At 63.4% G+C, this 19,983-nt stretch carries 20 protein-coding genes; 8 read left to right on the top strand and 12 right to left on the bottom strand.

The genetic code is table 11. The features are described 5' to 3' along the window. Nucleotides 1-7 precede the first annotated feature (7 nt). Genes RX331_RS07465 through RX331_RS07450 form a run of 4 tightly spaced genes read left to right on the top strand, consistent with a single transcriptional unit; the run spans nt 8 to nt 3,421 of the window. Nucleotides 8-802, top strand: coding sequence for an ABC transporter permease (locus RX331_RS07465; protein ID WP_317255965.1), 795 nt, complete (start codon nt 8-10; stop codon nt 800-802). Nucleotides 803-813: 11 nt separating this feature from the next. Beyond that, nucleotides 814-1,479, top strand: a complete 666-nt coding sequence (locus RX331_RS07460; protein WP_317255964.1) for a polysaccharide deacetylase family protein — start codon at nt 814-816, stop codon at nt 1,477-1,479. Further along, complete coding sequence (locus RX331_RS07455; protein WP_317255963.1) at nt 1,476-2,345, top strand: fumarylacetoacetate hydrolase family protein; 870 nt, start codon at nt 1,476-1,478, stop codon at nt 2,343-2,345. The genes RX331_RS07460 and RX331_RS07455 overlap by 4 nt, the downstream gene beginning before the upstream one ends. A 35-nt stretch (nt 2,346-2,380) precedes the next feature. Beyond that, on the top strand, nt 2,381-3,421 hold the full coding sequence (locus RX331_RS07450; RefSeq protein ID WP_317255962.1) for a uroporphyrinogen decarboxylase family protein: 1,041 nt from the start codon (nt 2,381-2,383) through the stop codon (nt 3,419-3,421). A 122-nt stretch (nt 3,422-3,543) separates the two neighbouring features. Here the strand turns inward: RX331_RS07450 and RX331_RS07445 are convergent, their stop codons facing one another. The 7 genes from RX331_RS07445 to RX331_RS07415 all read right to left on the bottom strand — a co-directional run bounded on the left by RX331_RS07445 (nt 3,544) and on the right by RX331_RS07415 (nt 8,054). Then, nucleotides 3,544-4,149, bottom strand: a complete 606-nt coding sequence (locus RX331_RS07445; RefSeq protein ID WP_317255961.1) for a nuclear transport factor 2 family protein — start codon at nt 4,147-4,149, stop codon at nt 3,544-3,546. A 6-nt stretch (nt 4,150-4,155) separates the two neighbouring features. Then, nucleotides 4,156-4,425, bottom strand: coding sequence for a hypothetical protein (locus RX331_RS07440; RefSeq protein ID WP_317255960.1), 270 nt, complete (start codon nt 4,423-4,425; stop codon nt 4,156-4,158). Then, nucleotides 4,422-5,411 (bottom strand): DUF2778 domain-containing protein, encoded by a 990-nt coding sequence (locus RX331_RS07435; protein WP_317255959.1) that lies wholly within the window; start codon nt 5,409-5,411, stop codon nt 4,422-4,424. The genes RX331_RS07440 and RX331_RS07435 overlap by 4 nt, the downstream gene beginning before the upstream one ends. Nucleotides 5,412-5,582: 171 nt before the next feature. Further along, nucleotides 5,583-6,008 carry a DOPA 4,5-dioxygenase family protein gene (locus RX331_RS07430; RefSeq protein ID WP_317255958.1) on the bottom strand — a complete coding sequence of 142 codons (426 nt, stop codon included), beginning with the start codon at nt 6,006-6,008 and terminating at the stop codon, nt 5,583-5,585. Between the two features lie 74 nt (nt 6,009-6,082). Beyond that, entirely contained in the window at nt 6,083-6,643 is a 561-nt protein-coding gene (locus RX331_RS07425; protein WP_317255957.1) for a carboxymuconolactone decarboxylase family protein, read from the bottom strand. Between the two features lie 25 nt (nt 6,644-6,668). Further along, on the bottom strand, nt 6,669-7,202 hold the full coding sequence (locus RX331_RS07420; RefSeq protein ID WP_317255956.1) for a VOC family protein: 534 nt from the start codon (nt 7,200-7,202) through the stop codon (nt 6,669-6,671). A 54-nt stretch (nt 7,203-7,256) separates the two neighbouring features. Then, the gene (locus RX331_RS07415) at nt 7,257-8,054 is read right to left on the bottom strand and encodes a glucose 1-dehydrogenase (protein WP_317255955.1); all 798 of its coding nucleotides are present in this window, start codon (nt 8,052-8,054) and stop codon (nt 7,257-7,259) included. A gap of 214 nt (nt 8,055-8,268) precedes the next feature. Between RX331_RS07415 and RX331_RS07410 the strand changes: the two genes are divergently transcribed. After that, complete coding sequence (locus tag RX331_RS07410; RefSeq protein ID WP_317255954.1) at nt 8,269-9,300, top strand: LacI family DNA-binding transcriptional regulator; 1,032 nt, start codon at nt 8,269-8,271, stop codon at nt 9,298-9,300. A gap of 57 nt (nt 9,301-9,357) precedes the next feature. Then, nucleotides 9,358-10,326, top strand: a complete 969-nt coding sequence (locus RX331_RS07405) for a tripartite tricarboxylate transporter substrate binding protein (RefSeq protein WP_317255953.1) — start codon at nt 9,358-9,360, stop codon at nt 10,324-10,326. A 192-nt stretch (nt 10,327-10,518) separates the two neighbouring features. Here the strand turns inward: RX331_RS07405 and RX331_RS07400 are convergent, their stop codons facing one another. Both RX331_RS07400 and RX331_RS07395 read right to left on the bottom strand, forming a co-directional pair. Next, nucleotides 10,519-11,730, bottom strand: coding sequence for a cytochrome P450 (locus RX331_RS07400; protein WP_317255952.1), 1,212 nt, complete (start codon nt 11,728-11,730; stop codon nt 10,519-10,521). Nucleotides 11,731-11,788: 58 nt separating this feature from the next. Continuing rightward, nucleotides 11,789-11,998 (bottom strand): ferredoxin, encoded by a 210-nt coding sequence (locus RX331_RS07395; RefSeq protein WP_283032512.1) that lies wholly within the window; start codon nt 11,996-11,998, stop codon nt 11,789-11,791. Nucleotides 11,999-12,151: 153 nt separating this feature from the next. On the opposite strand from RX331_RS07395, the gene RX331_RS07390 reads away from it, so the two are divergent. After that, nucleotides 12,152-12,790, top strand: coding sequence for a TetR/AcrR family transcriptional regulator (locus RX331_RS07390; protein WP_317255951.1), 639 nt, complete (start codon nt 12,152-12,154; stop codon nt 12,788-12,790). Then, on the top strand, nt 12,787-13,971 hold the full coding sequence (gene nhaA, locus RX331_RS07385; protein WP_317255950.1) for a Na+/H+ antiporter NhaA: 1,185 nt from the start codon (nt 12,787-12,789) through the stop codon (nt 13,969-13,971). Before RX331_RS07390 ends, nhaA begins: the two co-directional genes overlap by 4 nt. Nucleotides 13,972-14,000: 29 nt before the next feature. Here the strand turns inward: nhaA and RX331_RS07380 are convergent, their stop codons facing one another. Genes RX331_RS07380 through nirB form a run of 3 tightly spaced genes read right to left on the bottom strand, consistent with a single transcriptional unit; the run spans nt 14,001 to nt 19,465 of the window. Continuing rightward, nucleotides 14,001-16,661, bottom strand: coding sequence for a molybdopterin-dependent oxidoreductase (locus RX331_RS07380; protein ID WP_317255949.1), 2,661 nt, complete (start codon nt 16,659-16,661; stop codon nt 14,001-14,003). 12 nt (nt 16,662-16,673) lie between these two features. Next, nucleotides 16,674-17,009, bottom strand: a complete 336-nt coding sequence (nirD, locus tag RX331_RS07375) for a nitrite reductase small subunit NirD (RefSeq protein WP_317255948.1) — start codon at nt 17,007-17,009, stop codon at nt 16,674-16,676. Further along, nucleotides 17,006-19,465, bottom strand: coding sequence for a nitrite reductase large subunit NirB (gene nirB / locus RX331_RS07370; protein ID WP_317255947.1), 2,460 nt, complete (start codon nt 19,463-19,465; stop codon nt 17,006-17,008). Before nirB ends, nirD begins: the two co-directional genes overlap by 4 nt. Nucleotides 19,466-19,983: the final 518 nt, after the last annotated feature.

The following is a 19,983-nucleotide window of genomic DNA, read 5'->3' as shown; positions in this document are numbered from 1 at the left end:
GGCTGAGATGAGCGCGGCAACGCTTCGCAGATTGATCGTGATCGGCCTGATCGTGCTGTGGGAAGTGCTGCCGCGCGCCGGCTTCATTCCCGAGTTGTTCCTGCCATCGCTGTCCTCCACCCTCGCGGCCGGCTGGAACGAGGCCGGCGAATACGGCCATGCCCTTGCGGTCACGCTTTACGAGGTCGCGATCTCGATGGCGTTCGCGTGCGGCGGTGGCATTTTGCTCGGCGCCATCGTCGGCAGCCTGCCGCGGCCGCGCATCCTGATCATGCCGATGGTGTCGAGCCTTTACGCGGTGCCGCTGGTCATCCTCTATCCGGTATTTACGGTGTGGCTCGGCATCGGCTCGGAATCCAAGATCGCGTTCGCCTCGATCTACGGCTTCCTGCCGACGATGCTGGCGACGGCCGCCGGAATCCAGACCATCGATCCGCAACTGCTGCTCGCCGCCCGCAGCATGGGCGCGACGCTGAGTCAGCGCCTGGCGCGCGTCATCATTCCGGCCGCGATCCCGACCGTGCTGTCGGGGCTTCGTGTCGGCGGCGCGCTCGTCATCGTCGGCGTCGTCGTCTCGGAGATGCTGATTTCGTCCGCCGGCATCGGCTATCTGATTTCGCGCTACCGCACCATTCTCGATAGCCCGCACGTGTTCGCCGGCGTGCTGCTGGTGCTGGCGATGGCGATCGCCTTCAACGCCGCGATCAAATGGATCGAGCGCAAGGCCGCGATCTGGCAGACCGGTACCCGCGCCGGGCAGGAGGCTGAAATCGCGCCCACGGCCCTGCAGCCGGCGACCTAGATGGAGCTTACGTGTTCGACCTGACGCTGACATTCGACAATGGTCCCGAGCCCGGCGTGACGCCGCGCGTGCTCGATGCCTTGCGCGAACGCGGCATCAGGGCGACGTTTTTCGTGATCGGCGAAAAGCTCGGCGATGCCGAACGCCGCAGACTGGCGGAACGCGCCCACGACGAAGGCCACTGGATCGGCAATCACACCTTTACCCACTCGGTGCCGCTCGGGCAGCAACGCGATCCCGACGCCGGCGCGAACGAGATCGGACGAACGCAGGCTGCGATCGGTGAACTCGCCCACGCTAATCGATGGTTCCGGCCGTTCGGCGACGGCGGCAATCTCGACGAACGGCTGCTGAAGCCGTCCGTGGTCGACTACCTCACGCGCAACAAGCATAGTTGCGTGCTCTGGAACGCGATTCCGCGCGACTGGGCCGATCCGGACGGCTGGGCTGATCGGGCCCTGGCGCAATGCCGGTCGCAACCATGGAGCCTGATGGTCCTGCACGATCTTCCAAGCGGCGCGATGGACCATCTCGACAGCTTTATCGACCGCGCTGCGAAGGCGGGCGCGCGGTTCCGGCAGGACTTTCCGCCCGATTGCGTTCCGATTCGCTCGGGCGAAATCGTCCGTCCCATCGAATCCTATGTCTCCTCCATCGAAGAAAGTGTCAGACAATGAAGATCGCGAGCTTCAAGGCCGGCCCGACGGCAACTTATGGCGTGGTGACGAACGCCGGCATCATCGACGCCGGCAAGCGGCTGAAGCAGTACCCGACCCTGAAATCGCTGCTCACGAACGGATCGCTGGACGCACTGACGGCGATGCAGGGTGAGCGCCCCGACTACGCGCTGGCCGAGATCGAGTTGCTGCCGACCGTGCCGGACCCGGACAAGATCTTCTGCATCGGGGTCAACTACGCCACACACCTCGCCGAGAGCGGTCATCCGACGCCGCCGCATCCGATGATCTTCACCCGTTTTGCCAACAGCCAGGTCGGCGGCGGCCAGCCGATGATCCGGCCGCTGGAGTCCGAGCGGTTCGATTATGAAGGCGAGATGGCCGTCATTATCGGCAAGGCCGGCCGCCGCATCTCGCGCGAGGCGGCGCTGGCGCATGTCGCCGGCTACGCCTGCTACAATGACGGCAGCATCCGCGACTGGCAGCGCCACACCTCGCAATTCGCGCCGGGCAAGAATTTTGTCGGCACCGGCGGTTTCGGGCCGTGGATGGTCACGACCGACGAACTTGCCGATATCAGCCAACAGACGATTGCGACCCGACTCAATGGCGTCGAGGTGCAGGCGGCGCCGATTTCGGATCTCGTGTTCGACGTCCCCGCCCTGATCGCCTATTGCTCGACCTTCACCGAACTCGTCCCGGGCGACGTCATCGTCACCGGCACCACCGGCGGCGTCGGCGCCTATCGCACCCCGCCGCTGTGGATGAAGGATGGCGATGTGGTCGAAGTCGAGATTTCCGGCATCGGCGTGCTGCGCAATCCGGTCAAGGACGAAGCAGCAGTAGCCGCAACGCGCGCCGCCTGAGAATTGAGAAGAATAACAAGAGCACGGAGACGATCATGAACCTGCCAAAACACCTGCTGCCGACCACCGTCGTCGGCAGCTATCCGCAGCCGGAATGGCTGGTCGATCGCGCGATGCTGTCGAAGGTGGTGCCGCGCACCCGCATGCATGCGATGTGGCGGCTGCCGGCCGAGCACCTGGAAGAAGCGCAGGACGACGCCACCATCGTTGCGATCAGGGACATGGAGCGCGCCGGAATCGACATCGTCACCGACGGCGAAATCCGCCGTGAGAGCTATTCCAACCGCTTTGCGACTGCGCTGGAGGGCGTCGACGACGAAAACCCGGCGATGATCACCTCGCGCAGCGGACACGCGACGCCGGTGCCGCGCGTCGTCGGCCCGGTGAAGCGCCGCGGCCCGGTCGAGCTGCACGACATGGAGTTTCTGCGAGAGAATACCGATCGCGCGGCCAAGATCACTTTGCCCGGCCCGTTCACGATGAGCCAGCAGGCCAAGAACGAGTTTTACAAGGACGATGAGGAGCTGGCGATGGCGTTCGCCGAAGCGGTCAACGCCGAAGCGCGCGACCTGCAGAAGGCGGGCGCCGACGTGATCCAGCTCGACGAGCCCTGGGTGCGCAACAACCCCGATCTCGCCCGCCGTTATGCGGTGAAGGCGATCAACCGCGCCCTCGAAGGCATCACGGTGCCAACCGTGGTGCATCTATGCTTCGGCTATGCCGCGGTCGTATCAGGCTCGACCAAGCCGGCCGGCTATTCCTTTCTCGCCGAACTCGCCGACACCAGGGCCGAGCAGATCTCGATCGAGGCGGCGCAGCCGAAGCTCGACCTCGGCGTGCTCAAGGATCTCTCTTCGAAGAAGATCATGCTCGGCGTACTCGACCTCGGCAACCCGGAGATCGAGCCGGCCGAAATCGTCGCGGACCGCATTCGCAACGGCTTGAAGCATGTCGCCGCCGACCGCCTTGTCGTCGCGCCCGACTGCGGCATGAAATACATGCCGCGCCATGTCGCATTCGGAAAGCTGAAGGCGATGTGCGATGCGGCCGCGACCGTCCGCAAGGAGATCAGCTAGGTTCGGGAACCCGACCGATCAGGCCGAAAAGGCCCGAAACGGTCCCAATCCTACTGTGCATGGGGTTGTTTTCAAGATTTGTGTATGGGCCCTGCCGTGCGCGGGGTCTCGAGATCGTCCACCTATATCGAATTACCTTTCAGCCATGCCGCGCCTCGCGCATACAGGGCCTCGATCTCGGGCCCCTTCAGGCCCGGCATATCGCGCTTCACGGTGTAACCGATGCGGGTCTGCAAATAGGCGAGGTGCCGATAGCCTGGCGGAAACTGCTCGAGCAGCGCCTTGTCTAGATTGGGCACGGCGCCGGGCGTGACGGGGTCCATGCGGTCCTTCTCGTAAATCGGCTGGCGCAGCACGATGCCCCAGCGTCCGGCGCGCTTTTCGAGGAAATCGTAGAACCGCCCGGTGCAGAGCACGTCGCACAGCACGCCTTCGACCTCGGCGCGCTGCGAGATCGTCATCTTGGTCTGCGAGATAGCGCGGTCGCCCGCGAGGTCGACCGAGATGCCGCCGAGGAAATGCAGGATGCTGACCCCCTTGGCCCAGGCCTTCTTGCTGATCTCGATGAACTCGTCGCCGGTGCCTTGCGTCCAGGTCGCCATCATGCGGCCGTCCGGATGCCAGACGGTGCGGAAGCGCTCCCAGTCGCCGGCATCGCGCCAGATCGCCCAGTTCTGCAACAATTCACGGATCAGGCGATCGTCTTCAATTTCGGTGCTTGCAGACATAGGGGCTCACAACAGTTTGGCGCGGATGAACAGCGTGCGCAGCGCGTCGGTCGCCTGCACGCTCAGCATGGCGTTATCGGCGGCTCGCTTCAGCGTACGAACGGCATCGGCGTGCAGCGCGCGGAATTCGATCCATTCGATCGAGCTGAGATTGGTGATGAAGCGATAGGCCTGGCCGACCGTCGTGATCGACACGGTCTGGCCGTTCAGGCTGATCTTGAACACGGCACGCAGGGGCGTATCGGATTGGGCCACGTCATCCGCAATCGCGGTCATGACGGAGATGGCGAGCGCCGCGACGCAGTGAGGCCTTCGCGCATGCTCGGCACCACGACGAGGCGCTTGACCTCGCCGTTCCGGTAAGCCTGCAAGAAGCGGTCGTAGTCCTTGATCGAGACGCAGCCGTTGGAATCGCCGTTCGGCCCGAGCAGGTAGCTGTGGACGAGCAGGCCGTTGCGGCCGTGCATTTCGTTGTCGCCCACCGGGGTCATGCGCAATGCCGCAACGCCGTGAAACAGTTTTTCGCGCGGCTTCAAGTCGTAGACGTTCGGCGGCGTGGCGCCGACCATGCGCTGGTCGACATGCGCCGGATTGTCCATCAGGGTGCCGAGGCCCGAATGCGCCTCGAGCCGGGTGCCGCTCGGCAGGTACACGGTGCGCGCCGAAATATCGTAGACCGCGGTCTGGCCGTCATAACCCAGCTTCGACAGATCCTGGCGCTCGCCGAGCAGCCCGTCGCCCGGCGTCAGCGACGCCAGCGAGAACTTCATCGGCACGAGATCGGCCAGCTTCTCGAACATGCTGCGGTTGTCGGATGAGACGGACGGGGGATCGACCCGCATCGCCTGCAGATTGGCCAGGACCGGACGCGACCTCGGCAGCGGGATCGCGGTCTCCACGGTCGGGGCAGGCGATGCGGCCGCCACGTCTTGCGTCTCGCGCAACTGCCAGCCGAGCTGATTTTCGATATGGCCGAACTCCGCCTCGAAATCCGAGCGCTGCACGCGGGGGGTGGGACGCGACGGATAGCTGACGGCCAGCGAGCGGCGCACCGAACTCGGCCCGAAGCGCTCCTCGAACGAGGGGCCATTGGCGACATTTGCAGATGCGGGATTGATCCAGCCGGCCAGATCGAAATCAGTCACCCAGACCGCGAGCCCCGCGGCCATGACGAGCGCTGCGGTACCGAATGCCGCGTCGCGGAGCAATCGGCTACCGCGGCTCGAAGCAAGCCCGGCTGCGCTGGTCTTCGCCCTGTTCATCCGACCCCAACTCGGCGCTTTGGAATCACGTCTGATTCCCCCTAATACGCCGAATAACCCCACCATAATGCAAACCAAAGTAAGGCATAATCGAGACAAGCGGAAGCCGCCATCGTGGGTGCCCCCTTCAACTTTTGCGCTCCTTGTCATTCCGCATAGCGAAAGGATTTGTCAGGGCCGCAGGACCGGATTGGTATTGGGCACCGGCGCGTGCTCGATCTCGGCATCTTCAGGCAATTTGTCGCCATGGACGGCCAGCGCCGGCCCGATCCAGATCGGATCGGCCAGATGGTCCCGGCGCGGGTTGGTCGTGTTCGGATGAACCAGAACGCTCAACTTTCCATGGTTGAGCATCAGCCAAGGCACCAGCTCTGCGAATATCTCGCGGGCAAAGGCCACCTGATACATCGCCTGGTCGTGCGGGCCGACCTTGACGTCGTGCCACCGGCCCAACGTGACCGAGAAGCGCTCGCCGATCCAGGTGCGCAACTGCTCGGCCTCGGCCCGGGTCGTCGCCGGGTCATAGTAGATATGGGCGTGATAGCTGGCGATCTCCCGCAATGGTCGCGGTCCGTCCGTTCCCGGCTCACCCGTCATTGCTTCGCTCCACACGATTGTTGCTGGGGACCACGAGATGATCGCCACAACCGGCTGTGTGGTCAATGCGAACGTCAACCCGATCGCTTCTTGCCGCCCTCGAACACGGTCATTCCGGCGGCGGGATCGAGGTCCACCTCGGTCGCTTCGGTCAGGCGGGCTATCGTCATGTAGAATCCGATCGCAAGGATCGATTCGACGATCTCCTGCTCGCTGAAATGCTGGCGCATCGCAGCAAAGACCGGCGCGGAAACTCGCACGTTCTCGATCACCTCCCGGCCGAATGCCAGCAGCGCCTTTTCGGCGGCATTGAACGCGGCATCCTCGTATCTGCCCTGCTCGATGCAATCGATCTGCCGCTGCGTGACGCCGACGCCGAGCGCGATCGGCACATGCTGCCGCCACTCATACTCGCCATGCTCCCACTGCGCGACCTGCAAGATCAACAGTTCGCGATTGACGTGGCTGAGCTTCTGGCGGTGCAGGATCGAATTGGCGAACCGCATCGCCGGAATGAAATTGGCCTCGGCATGCGCCAGCATCCGGAAGATATTCAGGACCACCGGCATCCTGTCAAAGGACGCACGGACATCGCCGCTGGTTGCCGCCGGATCGATCAAGGGAAGTCTTGCCATCTGCTTATTCCTTACGTTGTTATTTTCAGCGGCCGCCGACTTCGCGGATAGGATCGGAGCCGTCCCAACCGGCGGCCGCTTTGCGGATGTGCTCGAAAAAGCTTCCCTTGCTGCCGCTAATATCCGAAATCTCCACCAACGTGCCGGGATGAGCCTCGGTGTCGAAATAAGCGAAGCGGCCCTTCTCGCCGCCGATCTGTCCCTCATGGCCCACCTTGTAACCGAGCGAAAGCGCGCGGTCGTAGAGGGCCTGATAGTCACGCGTCCAGTACGACATGTGCTGCAGGCCTTCGTGTCCTGAGTCCAGAAACTCCTTGTACATCGAGGGCGCGTCGTTGCGCTGCTGGATCAGTTCGATTTGCAGATCGCCGGAATTGGCCAGCGCCACGCTCATCTCCATCGCGGAGTCCTGGCCGCGGTGGCGGAAGTAGTCGGTCTTGATCTTGGGAATGTAATACCAGGGCCCGACGCCCATCACATTGACCCAGTGATCCATCGCGGCGCGGATATCCCGCACGACGTAACCGTTCTGACAGACTGCACCAAAGATACGACTCATTATGACCTCCCCTCTCGTTGCCGGCGCAGTCCGCCCGTTGTTCTTCTTGATCTCTCAGCCGATCGACCTGCCGCCATCGATCACGAGTTCGGTGCCGGTGACGTAACGGCTTTCGTCACTGGCGAGCCACAAAATGCCGTTGGCGATATCCTCGGGTGCCGCCTTGTAGCCGAGCGGGACGGCACGTTCGGTGAGCTTGTCCAGCGTCGGCCCGCGCTCCCGTCCACCGTTCGAGCCATCCTCGACGGTGCCGATCAACGTGTCCCAGATCGCGGTTTCGGTGATACCGGGGTGCAGCGAGTTGACGCGCACCCCGTCTTTGGCGGCCGCGCATTCCAGCGCCACCGATTTCGTGAACAGCCGGACGCCGCCCTTGGTTGCGCAATAGCCCGAGACATTTGGCGAAGCCTTGATCCCGGCAATCGAGGAAACATTGATGATGCTGCCGCTTCCGCCTTCGCGCATCAGCGGCAGGGAATATTTTACGCCGAGGAAAACGCCGTCGAGATTGACGGCGACCTGCCGCTTCCAGTCGGCAAAGGCCATATCGACGACTGAACCGGACAGGCCGATCCCGGCATTGTTGACGAGAATATCCAGCCTGCCGAAACGTGCACGGGTCTCGGCAACAACCGCCTGCCAATCTTCCTCACGCGTCACGTCGAGGTGGCGATATTCAGCCTCGCCTCCCATGGCGCGCAACTCGCGCAGCAGGCGCTCACCCTTCTGGTCCTGCAGATCGGTTGCGACGATCTTCGCGCCTTCGCGCGCCAGCACCATGGCTGCGCTGCGCCCGATGCCATTGGCAGCACCAGTCACCAGGGCGACTTTTCCTTCGACACGTCGCGTCATGGTTGATCCGCCTCCCCGCCTGCGGCCGTTTGCCCGTCTTGTTATCGAGCGGAAGCAACGGTTGGCCACTTCGCTCGGAGCATTCTTGGAAACGTTTCCATACTTTATTCCAAAGGCCTAAACAAGATACATGTTTAGGGGCAGCGTAACTTGAATATCGTTTCCAGATTGCGCTAGGCTCCACCCCGCCTTGTTTTCAACCGGGAGCCCAGCAATGCGCCGAGCGCAGCCCGCGCGCGCCACCATTCGCGACGTCGCCGCCCAGGCCGGCGTGTCGGTCAGCAGCGTCAGCCGGGTCATGAACGGCGAGCCCCATATCAGCCCGGAATTGCACGCGAAGATCATGCGCGCGGTGAACCGCCTGCGCTTCGAGCCGCATTCGGCGGCGCAGGCGCTGCGCTCGCGCGAGAGCAAGACGATCGGCTGCATGGTCTCCGATCTGTCAAACCCGCTCTACAGCGAGATGATCAACGGTGCGGAAGAGGAGTTTCAGCGCGCAGGCTATGTGCTGATGCTCGCCGCGACCCGGCACGAGGAAGACCGCGAAACAGCCTTTATCTCGGCGGTGCGACGCCGGCGCATGGACGGACTGCTGCTGTTTGCCGGCGACAACGCCCACAAGGATTTTACCGGCGCACTGGCAAACCTCGATCTGCCCTGCGTCGCCATCGACCGGGAGGTGCCGGGCGCTCCCTCAGTACGCGCAGATCATCGCGGCGGCGGCCTCGAGATCACGCGCTATCTCATCGGGCTTGGCCACCGCCGCATCGCGCTGCTCACGGGACGTGCGGCATTGCTGCCGAGCTCGGAACGCCTTGCCGGCTATCGCCAAGCCCATACCGAAGCGAAGCTCGAGGTCGATCCCGAGCTGATCCTGCCGCAGACGCAAGGCTCTAGCATTGCGTTCAGCGACGTCTGCCAGTTGCTGCGCGGCCCCAATCGCCCGACAGCGATCATCACGCTGGGCACGCATATGCTGGCCGGCGTGATGGACGCGCTGTCCAGCAGTGGGCTGCGCTATCCCGACGATGTCTCGCTGGTGTGCATCGGCGACACCGACCTGGCGCGACATGCAACGCCGGGCATATCGGCGCTCACCTGGAACCTCGACCAGATGGGCCGGCTTGCGGCCAACATTCTGCTCGACCGCATCCGCGGTGGAGAAGCGGCCAGGAAGATACGGCCGGTTTACCTGCCGATACGATTCATTCTTCGACACTCAGGCGCCAAGCCCCGCGCGCCCTGATGGTGCCGCCGATCCAAACGACCAAAGACAAAAACAGAAAACCCAGGGAGTGAGTAAATGAAGTTGCGTGCGATCATGCTTTCGCTGCTTGCACTGTCGTCGATGACAGCTTCAGTTCACGCGGAGGAGGCAGCTGACTACCCTTCGAAGAAGATCAAGATGCTGCTGCCGTTCGGGGCCGGTGGCGGCGGCGATGTGCTCGGCCGTCTCCTGGCGGACCGGATGGGCAAACGGCTCGGACAAACCATCTATGTCGAAAACCGCACCGGCGCTGCCGGCACCATCGGCGCGCAGCAGGCGGCGACCTCGCCACCTGATGGTTACACCATCACGATCGGCGGCATGACCACGCATGTGCTGGCGCCCGCGGTCTATCCGAGCCTGCCCTATGATCCGCTCAAGGATTTCACCACCATCGGCCGCATCGGCACGTCATCGATTCTGCTGATCGCGACCAAGGATTTTCCCGCCAGCGATCTGCGCGGCCTGACCGAGCTCTCGAAGAAGGGAGAGCCGATCCAGTACGGAAGCTGGGGCGTCGGCTCGACCGGACATTTCTGCGGCGAAATCCTCTCCCAGAAGGCGGGCATCCGACTGCAGCACGTCCCGTTCAGCGGCGCGGCCAAGCTCGCCAACGATCTCATGGGTGGGCACATCTCGGTCGGGCTGGTCGACATGGCGACCGGAACGCCGCTGGTGAGGGATGGGAGGCTGAAGGCGCTTGCGGTATGCGGGGGGCGTTCGCCGAGCCTGCCGGAGGTTGCGAGCTACAAGGATCAAGGCGTCGATTTCGAGCGGAGCCTTTCCTGGGTGATGTATGCGCCGGCCGGCGTTCCCGATCCCATCGCGCAGAAAATCGCCGGTGCGTTGAAGGAGTCGCTGACCGAGGCTGATATTGCCGAGAAGCTGCTGGCGCTCGGCATCTCCGCGGAATTCATCGCCGGAAACCAGCAGCGCGATATCAACGCGCGGGACATCGAGGCCTGGAAGAAGGTCGCCAGCGACGCGAAGATCGAGGTGAAGTAATGGCACTCGCGTCCCGGACGCGGTGCGGCGTTCCTACGCCGCTCCGCAGAGCCGGGACCCAGGGCTCTGCTGGGTCCCCGCTCTGCGTCGCGTCACTTCGTGCCGCGCCGCGTCCGGGACACGATGTCCGAACGAAAAGGAGGGGCGAGCAAATCGCTCCTCTTCGCTTGGTGTATCTCCCTCTCAGTCCGTCTAGCCGAACAGCAGCGGCAACTGGCGCGGGCCGCGAACGGTGCCCTCCGACCAGGTCACCTTGCCGGCCGGATCGAGCCTGAAATCCGGAATCCGCTTCAGCCATTCCTCGATCGCAACGGTCATTTCCATGCGCGCCAGATTGGAGCCAACGCAACGGTGGATACCGAGGCCGAACGCAGCGTGACGGTTTTCCTTGCGGTCGATCACCACCTTGTCGGCGTCGGGGAACATCGCGGGATCGCGGTTCGCGGCGGGGAATGACAGCAGCACCATGTTGCCGGGCTTGATCGGGCAACCGCTGACGGTGGTCTCCTTCATCACCTCGCGCGCCATCGTCACCGGCGAATAGGCGCGCAGCAGTTCCTCCACCGCGAGCGGCATCAATTCCGGCTCCTTGACGAGACGCTCGCGGTCCTCGGGCGTCTTCGCCAGATGCCAGAGCGAGGAGCCGATCGCGCTCCAGGTGGTGTCGATGCCGGCGATCAGCAGTAGCCGCAGCGAACCGAGCACGTGCTCGTCCGCCAGCGGATTGCCTTCCTTGTCCCTCGCCTGCATCAACGTGGAGATCAGGTCGTCGGTCGGGTTCGTCTTGCGTTGCTCGAGATGCACGGCGAAATAGCCAGTCATCTCCCTCACCGCCTCCATCAGCGAATTCTCGTTCTTGATGCCGAGTTCGAGGATGCCGTGGATCCACTTGATGAAGAGGTCACCGTCCTTTTCCGGAATCCCGAGCATGTGCGCGATCGCGCGCACCGGGATGTGCTTGGTATAACGCGCAGCGGCGTCGCATTTGCCGTCGGCAATGAACTCGTCGATCAACTCGTTGCAGATCGCGCGCACCCGCGGCTCGAGCTTCTTCATCGCATCCGGCGTGAAAGGCGGCAGCAGCAACTGCTTGGCCGGCTTGTGCTCGGGCGGGTCGGAGGTGATCGGCGGCGCCCTCGCCGTGATCTCGGGCCGCACATCGCGCACGATGACGCGCCGCGATGAGAAGTGCTCGGTGTCGTAGGCGATCTCCTTCACCGCCTGGTAGGTCGTCGGCATGTAGCAGCCGAGGAACCGCTCGGTGTGCACGACGGGCGACGCTGCGCGCAACTCGTCCCAGATCGGAAACGGGTTCTCCGTCCATTTCGGATCGGTGTGGTCGAAATCATTGACCCAATCGGTGACCGGCGGATGTTCGGGCATGATGCTGGCGGAATCGGACATCGGAGCAAATCCTCTGCTTGGTTCGTTCAGATCGTGATGGATGAAAGATCGCGGCCGGCTATTCCTCGGTCACCTCGATCGCTATTTCCGGACAGTTGCTCTGGGCAAGGTAGGCCTTGTCTTCGAGGCCCGCAGGCACGGTGCCATCGCCCACTTCGTGCGCGTTGCCGAATTCATCGAGATCGAACAATTCGGGTGCCAGTGACTTGCAGCGCGCGTGTCCCTGGCATTTGTCCTGGTCGACGCGGATCTTCAGCGTTCCAGCCATCGCAGCGCTCCCCTATTTGTGGCGCGCATTGTCTCGCGCGGCCTTATCTTCGGCACGACGGTACCGACCCGCCGGCGTACCGCGAAGTTATATCATATTACATTCGCGTTGGCGTTGTGCTGTCAAGGCAAAAGTTATAGATCATGGAACTGAATGCCGCTTCGACCTGCACGCAAAGCGCTGAACGCCTATCACCATGGGGATCTCCGTGATGCCCTGGTTCAGGCTGCGTTGCACGAAGTCGAACTTGGTGGCCCCGAAGCGATCAGCATCAGCGCCCTTGCTAAGAAACTCGGCGTCTCGCAGCCGGCCCCTTACAAGCATTTTGCCGATCGCGAAACGCTGCTGAGCGCCGTCACGGCCGAAGCTTTCCGTCAGTTCAGCGCCATGATGCGCACGGCGATCGAAAAGCCATCGAAACAGTCGAAGCTGTCGCGCTTCGCACAGCTCACGCTCGATTTCGGCCTGCGGCGCAATGGCATCTACCGGCTCATGTTCGCGTCGCGTACCATGGCATGTGCGCCAAAAGGCAGTGAGCTGCACAGTGCGGCCATGGAGACTTTCGAATTGCTGGTGGAAGCGCTGGAAGCACCGGCGGTGGGCCTGTTGCGCGAGCGTAGCGCCCTGAAGATCTGGGCCTCGCTGCACGGAATGGTGATGCTCGCCGAGCAGGGATTGCTCACCGGCCAGGCTGCCCAGGTCAGTCGGGAAGAGTTGGTCGAAGATATCGTTGCGGAAACCAAGCTCGCGCTGTCGATCGCGATCGAGGCGAGCGGCAAGACCGGCCGATGACTGCCAAGGTTCCTGCATCAGACGTTTCAGACAATACGGGTCTCTATGGCGGCGCGGTGCTCGGCTTGTCGGCCGTCGCAGCGCTCGTCGTTGCCAACTCGCCATTTGGCGCGGACTACGAGGCCCTGCTCCGGATGACGGGCGAAGTCCGTATCGGGTCGATTGGGCTGAGCAAGACCATCGATCACTGGATCAACGACGGCTTGATGGCGGTGTTCTTTCTGCTGGTCGGCCTCGAAATCAAGCGCGAGGTCATGGAGGGCGCGCTGGCGAGCGCCAAGCAGGCGGCACTGCCGGTGATCGCCGCTTTCGGCGGCTTTGTCACGCCGGCCGCGATCTATGCCGCGGTGAACTGGGGCGATGCCGCCGCCTTGCGCGGCTGGGCCATACCGGCGGCCACCGACATCGCCTTTGCGCTCGGCGTCTGCGCCATGCTGGGACGCAAGGTGCCGGCCTCGCTGAAGGCGTTTCTGTTGGCGCTCGCGATCATCGACGACCTGATGGCCATCGTGGTGATCGCGATCTTCTACACCGCCGATCTGTCGGTTCTGGCGCTCGCGCTCGGCGGGCTTGGTGTTGCGGCGCTCGCACTCCTGAACTTCTTGGATGTTCGTCGGCCATCGTTCTATCTGATCGCCGGCCTGTTCACCTGGGTCTGCGTGCTCAAATCCGGCGTGCACGCGACGCTCGCGGGCGTTGCTGTCGGGCTGGCGATGCCGCTTAGCCGACATAACGGCCACCGCCTGCTCGAGGATACCGAACACGCGCTCCGGCCGTGGGTCATCTTCGCGATCGTGCCGATCTTCGCGTTCGCCAATGCCGGCGTATCGCTTCACGGCCTGTCGATCTCGAATCTGACGGCGCCGATTCCGCTCGGAATCATCGCAGGGCTTTTCATCGGCAAGCAACTCGGCGTCTTCACCGCTTCGATGATCGCAATCCGGCTCGGCCTGGCGGCGATGCCGGAAGGCACGACAACGGCGAAGCTTTATGCGATGGCCATCCTGACCGGCATCGGTTTCACCATGAGCCTGTTCATTGGAACCCTCGCCTTCGATGACGAAACCGTGCTGAAGCAGGTGCGGCTCGGCGTTCTCGCCGCTTCGCTGCTATCAGGCATCGCGGCCGCCGTGATGTTCTCGGTTATCGCGAAGTCCGGCGAAGCCCCAGCTTCGCCGTAACGAACGCTGCTTGAAGCGATCAGGATTGCTCATGCCGGATGCGGGTCGCGCACGGCTGCGCCGCGCAATAATTTGCCGATCTCCGGCTTGCAGGCGCCGCAATTGGTGCCGGCCTTAAGGCACCGGCCGATATCTTCAACGCTCGCTGCCCCTTTGCGGATTTCGGCCGAGATCTGATGCTGCCCGACGCCGAAGCACGAGCAGACGATCGGGCCAACGTCCTGACCGGCGTCCAGCGGCTGCCCGGTCAGCAGCGACATCCGCGCATTCGGCGACAAAGCCGGTTCCGCGAACAGACCCGTCAGCCACGACCGCGAGACCAGTCTGTGATCGGGGGCGATGAACACGCAACCTTCCAGCCGGCCGTCGCGGACGGCGGCGTAACGGAAGCGGCCGGCTTTCGGATCGCGATAGGCGATCCACTCGATGTCGTCATGTCCAACGCGGAGCTGCGCCCGCGCCCAGTCGCGCCAGCTCGGCTGCCGCTCGTCGAGGGCCAGCTCCATCCGCCAGCACGGCCCCGAAAGACCGCTGACCCAATAGCCTGCGACAGGACGTTCGATCTCTCGGCGGCTAAGGATGAAGGCATGCCATTTCGGCAAGTACGCCGCCGCCTTCACCGGCGTGTGCTTGGATTCGGGCTGTCCGGAGATCGGGTCGGTCGCCGGATTGACCAGCGCATTGACCCGGCCGTCGCCCGCATACTCGCCATTCCAGTGCATCGGCACGAACACGCAGCCGCGCCGCTGCTCGGCAGTGACGACAACGCGGGCCACCATTTCGCCCCAGGGGCTGGTCAGCCGCGTCAGGCCGCCATTCTCGACATCGGCCATGCGCGCATCGTCGGGATGGAATTCGGCATAGGGCTCGAAGACATGCGCGAGCAGCCGCGGCGATTTTCCGGTGCGCGTCATCGTATGCCATTGATCACGGACCCGGCCGGTATTGAGCACCAGGGGATAATCGCGGCTCGTTGCGTTCGCTGCGGCGCGCGGCGTCACCGGCACGAAACGCGCCTTGCGATCGGGCGTAAAGAACTCGCGCGTCTCGAACATCCGCGGCGTGCCGGTCGGATATTCCCGCGTCACCGGCCACTGGATCGGGGTCAACGCATCATAGGCTCGATCGTCGATCGTCCTTAGCGCAGAAAGATCGAAATCGCGCGTTCCATCATTCTCAAAGCTGGAAAGTCCGGCGTGCTCGCGGAAGATCGCAGCCGCGTTCGGATAGTCAAATCCGGCAAAGCCCATACGCTTCGCGACATCACAGACCACCTGCCAATCCGCCCTCGCCTCTCCGGGCGCCGGCATAAAACGACGCTGCCGGGAGATGCGGCGCTCGGAATTGGTGACAGTGCCGTCCTTTTCGCCCCAGGTAAGCGCGGGCAGCAACACATGGGCATGGCGCGTGGTGTCGGTATGGCGCATGCAATCGGAGACGACGACGAGTTCGCAGGCGTCGAGCCCGCGGCGGACGCGATCGGCATCGGGCAGGCTGACCAGCGGATTGGTCGACATGATCCAGACCGCCTTAATGCGCCCATCGGCGATCGCATCGAACATGTCGATCGCCTTGAGGCCCTGCTTGTCGGCGATGACCGGCGACTGCCAGAAGCGCTTGACGATATCGCGATGCCGCGGGTTCTCGATCTCCATGTGGGCGGCGAGCTGATTGGCGAGGCCACCCACTTCGCGTCCGCCCATAGCATTGGGCTGCCCGGTGAGCGAGAACGGGCCCATGCCAGGCCGCCCGATCCGGCCGGTCAACAGATGACAATTGATGATCGAATTGACCTTGTCGACACCGCTGCTCGACTGGTTGATGCCCTGCGAATAGAGCGTGACGACCCGCTCGTTTCTGGCAAACCAGTCGAAGAACAGCGCCACAGCGCCTTCCGACAGTCCGCAGATATCGGCGGTCTGCGCGAGCGTCTGGCCGGCGACCTGCCGAAGGGCTGCTTCAGCGCCGGTAGTGCAGCCGTCCACGAACGCACGGTCGATCGCGCCTTGCGATGCAAGATGCGCGAGCAGCCCGTTGAACAGGACGGAATCGCTGCCCGAGCGAAGCGGCAAGTGCAGGTCGGCGCCGTCGCATGTCGCGGTCCGACGCGGGTCGATGACCACCACACGGCACGCTGGGTTGTTGGCCTTGGCGGCCATGATGCGCTGGTAAAGAATCGGATGGCACCAGGCGGCGTTGGAGCCGACCAGAACGAGAAGATCTGCGGTTTCGAGATCCTCATAGCAGCCCGGAACAGTATCGCTGCCGAACGCGCGCTTGTGGCCCGCCACGCTCGACGCCATGCAGAGCCGGGAATTGGTGTCGATGTTGGCGGTGCCGATGAAGCCCTTGGCAAGCTTATTGATGACGTAATAGTCCTCGGTGAGGATCTGGCCGGAGACATAGAACGCGACGGCGTCAGTACCATGCTCGCGGATGATCCTGCCAAATCCCTCCGCGACTTGATCGAGCGCGGCATCCCAGCCCGCTTCCTGCCCGTTGACCATGGGCGAGAGCAGCCGCCCCTCGAGGCCAACGGTCTCGGCGAGCGCCGAGCCCTTTCCGCACAGCTTTCCGAAATTGGCGGGATGAAGCTGATCGCCCCGGACGGTCACCGTGCCAGCCGCATCCCTGTCAGCGATGACGCCGCAGCCGACGCCGCAATACGGACAGGTTGTCTTCACTGGCACGGGCGATCACCCTCACTCGGCAGGTACGGTTGCTGCCGCCTGGACGCTAAGCCAGACGATGCCGTTCTCCACTTTGGTCGGGTGCGCCCGCGTGCATCCCTCATCCGGCGCGACGGCCGTGCCGGTTTTGAGCTCGATGACGAAATTGTGCAGCGGACAGGTGACGCGCTTATTGTGGACGATGCCTTGCGACAGCGGCCCGCCCTTGTGCGGGCAACGATCGTCAAGCGCGAACACCTCGTCGTCGCTGGTCCGGAACACCGCAATGTTGCCGGAAGCCGTCCGCACCACGCGCGAGCCGAGAACGGGAATATCGTTCAGCGTCCCGATTTCGATCCATTTGGTCATGCCAGTTCCAGCTCCGCGAGCGGGGTGAATTCGTTGCGATCGACGCCGCGCTCGGCGCGCGCCGCCCAGGGATCGCTCTGCGAGAATTGCTGCGAATGGGCGAAGCGGCTGAACAGCGCCTTGCGGTTGGCGATGTCATCGACCACCTGCTTGCGGATCGCATCGAGACCGACCCGATCGCACCATTTGTACATGCGCTCCAGGTACCAGCCCTGCTCGCGATAAAGCTGGGTCAGCGCGGCGATGATTTCGAGCGTCTCTTCCTCGGTCGCAACCTTGGTCAGGAACTCGGTGCCCTTGATATGAAGACCCGCGGCGCCGGCGAAATGGATCTCGTAACCGGAATCGACGCAGACGACGCCGACATCCTTGCAGGTCGCCTCCGCGCAGTTGCGCGGACAGCCGGAGACCGCGAGCTTGACCTTGGCCGGGGTCCACGAACCCCACATGAACTTTTCGAGCTTGACGCCGAGGCCAGTCGAATCCTGGGTGCCGAAGCGGCACCATTCCGAGCCGACGCAGGTCTTCACCGTGCGCAATCCCTTGGCGTAGGCGTGGCCCGAGACCATGCCGGCTTTGTTGAGGTCGGCCCAGACCGCGGGCAGATCCTCCTTCTTGACACCGAGCAGGTCGATGCGTTGGCCGCCGGTCACCTTGACCGTCGGAATGTTGAACTTGTCCGCAACATCGGCGATGGCGCGCAGTTCGTCCGGCGTCGTGACGCCGCCCCACATCCGCGGCACCACCGAATAGGTCCCGTCCTTCTGGATGTTGGCATGAACGCGCTCGTTGATGTAGCGCGACTGCTGATCGTCGCGATACTCGCCCGGCCAGGTGGCGAGCAGGTAATAGTTCAGCGCGGGCCGGCAGGAGTGACAGCCGTTCGGTGTCTTCCAATCCATGAATTTCATGACATCGGGAATGGTTTTCAATCCGTTCTCGATAATGACGCGGCGCGCATCGTCATGGCTGTGATCGGTGCAAGCGCAGATAGGCTTGACCTTCGGGGCCGCCGAATAGTCGCCGCCGAGCGTGAAAGCGAGAACCTGCTCGACGAGACCGGTGCATGACCCGCACGAGGACGACGCCTTGGTATGGGCGCGCACGTCGTCGATCGTGAACAGCTTCTTTTCGCTGATCGCCTTGACGATCGTGCCCTTGCAGACGCCGTTGCATCCGCAGATTTCGGTATCGTCGCTCATCGCGGCGACCGAGTTGTTGCCGCTATGGCCGCCGTCGCCGAGATTGGCGGCGCCGAACACCAGCCGCTCGCGCATATGCGAGACGTCGGTGCCGTCGCGCAGATGCTGGAAGTACCAGGGGCCGTCGATAGTATCGCCATAGAGCACGGCGCCGACGATCTTCTTGTCCCGCAGGATGATCCGCTTGTAGACGCCGCGGGAAGCGTCCTGCATCACGATCTCTTCCTTGTCCGCACCCGGCGCGAAGTCGCCGGCGGAGAACAGGTCGATCCCGGTCACCTTCAGCTTGGTCGAAACGACCGAGCCGTCATAGGTGGCAAAACCCTTCATCGCGAGATGGTTGGCGCAGACCTTGGCCTGGTCGAACAGGGGGGCCACGAGACCATAGGTCTGGCGGCGGTGCTGCACGCATTCGCCGACCGCGTAGATGCGCCCGTCATAGGTCTGCATGGTGTCGGAGACGACGATGCCGCGCTCGCAATAGAGGCCGGCCTTGCGTGCCAGCTCGACATTCGGGCGGATGCCGACCGCCATCACGACGAGATCCGCCGGGATCTCCTCGCCGTCGGCAAAGCGCACGCCGGTGACGCGATCGGCACCGAGGATCGCTTCCGTCTGCGCCGGCATCTTGAACACCATGCCGCGCTCCTCCAGCGACTTGCGCAATAGTCCACCCGCGACCTGATCGAGTTGGCGCTCCATCAGCGTGTCGAGCAAATGCACGACGGTGACGTTCATGCCGCGCTTCATCAGGCCGTTGGCGGCTTCGAGGCCGAGCAGGCCGCCGCCGATCACGACGGCATTCCTGTAATTCGTCGACGCATGGACCATGCGCTCGACGTCCTGGATGTCGCGGAAGCCGATCACGCCGGGCAGATCCTTGCCCGGCAGCGGCAGCATGATCGGGTTGGAGCCGGTGGCGATCAGCAGGCGATCGTAGGGCACTCGCGCGCCTTCCACGGTGACGACCTCGCAGGTGCGCCGATCGATCATCTCGATCATTTCGCCCTTGCGCAGCGTGATCCCGTTATCCTCGTACCACTGTTCGGTGTTGAGCATGATATCGTCGACGGTCTTCTCGCCGGCGAGCACGGGCGACAGGAGAATGCGGTTGTAGTTGCCGTACGGCTCGGAGCCGAACACGGTGATCTCGTAGAGATCGGGCGCCCGGTCCAGCAGCACTTCTACCGTGCGAATGCCGGCCATGCCGTTACCGATCACCACCAACTTTTGCTTAGTCACTTTATCGAGCATGCTCGCTGATCCCGTTTCCGACGGCCCCGTTCGGCGACGCAGCCCTGCATCGACGATCGGCAAATGATATTGATTGATTGGGAGCGCCCATCGGCGGGCAGAGACTCGTCGGCTATGACGATCGAGATCTCAGGTATTCAAGAGGCGTGCCAACACGGGATCCGTAATTTTTCGGGCACCGCGGCCAACTTCGGCTGATGAAATCGCAGGTTAGCTGCACCCGCACGTGCACGGCTGCCCAAAAAATCGCCCATGCGGACTATCCATTGTGCACAGCACCAATGCTCAACCACGGTTGCGCGCCAACCTGCCTGGGAGACCGGCACAGCAGCGGAAATCGGCCCTTCGAGCGCGCATCCTCCGCAAAGCATAATAAAACACCAATCTGCACGTTCGAGGGCTGCGTTTGCCAACAAACGGAGCAACAGCGGTATTCGCGGCGACTTGTCCGCGGCCGGGAACACCCTGCAAACGCTCGCGAACTGGTACGCGTGTTGTTCTGGCACACGAATTGCTGA

This window comes from Bradyrhizobium sp. BWA-3-5, assembly GCF_032917985.1.
Lineage (GTDB): Bacteria > Pseudomonadota > Alphaproteobacteria > Rhizobiales > Xanthobacteraceae > Bradyrhizobium.
Note: the sequence above shows the minus strand (reverse complement) of the source record. Positions and strands in the feature narration are given on the sequence as shown.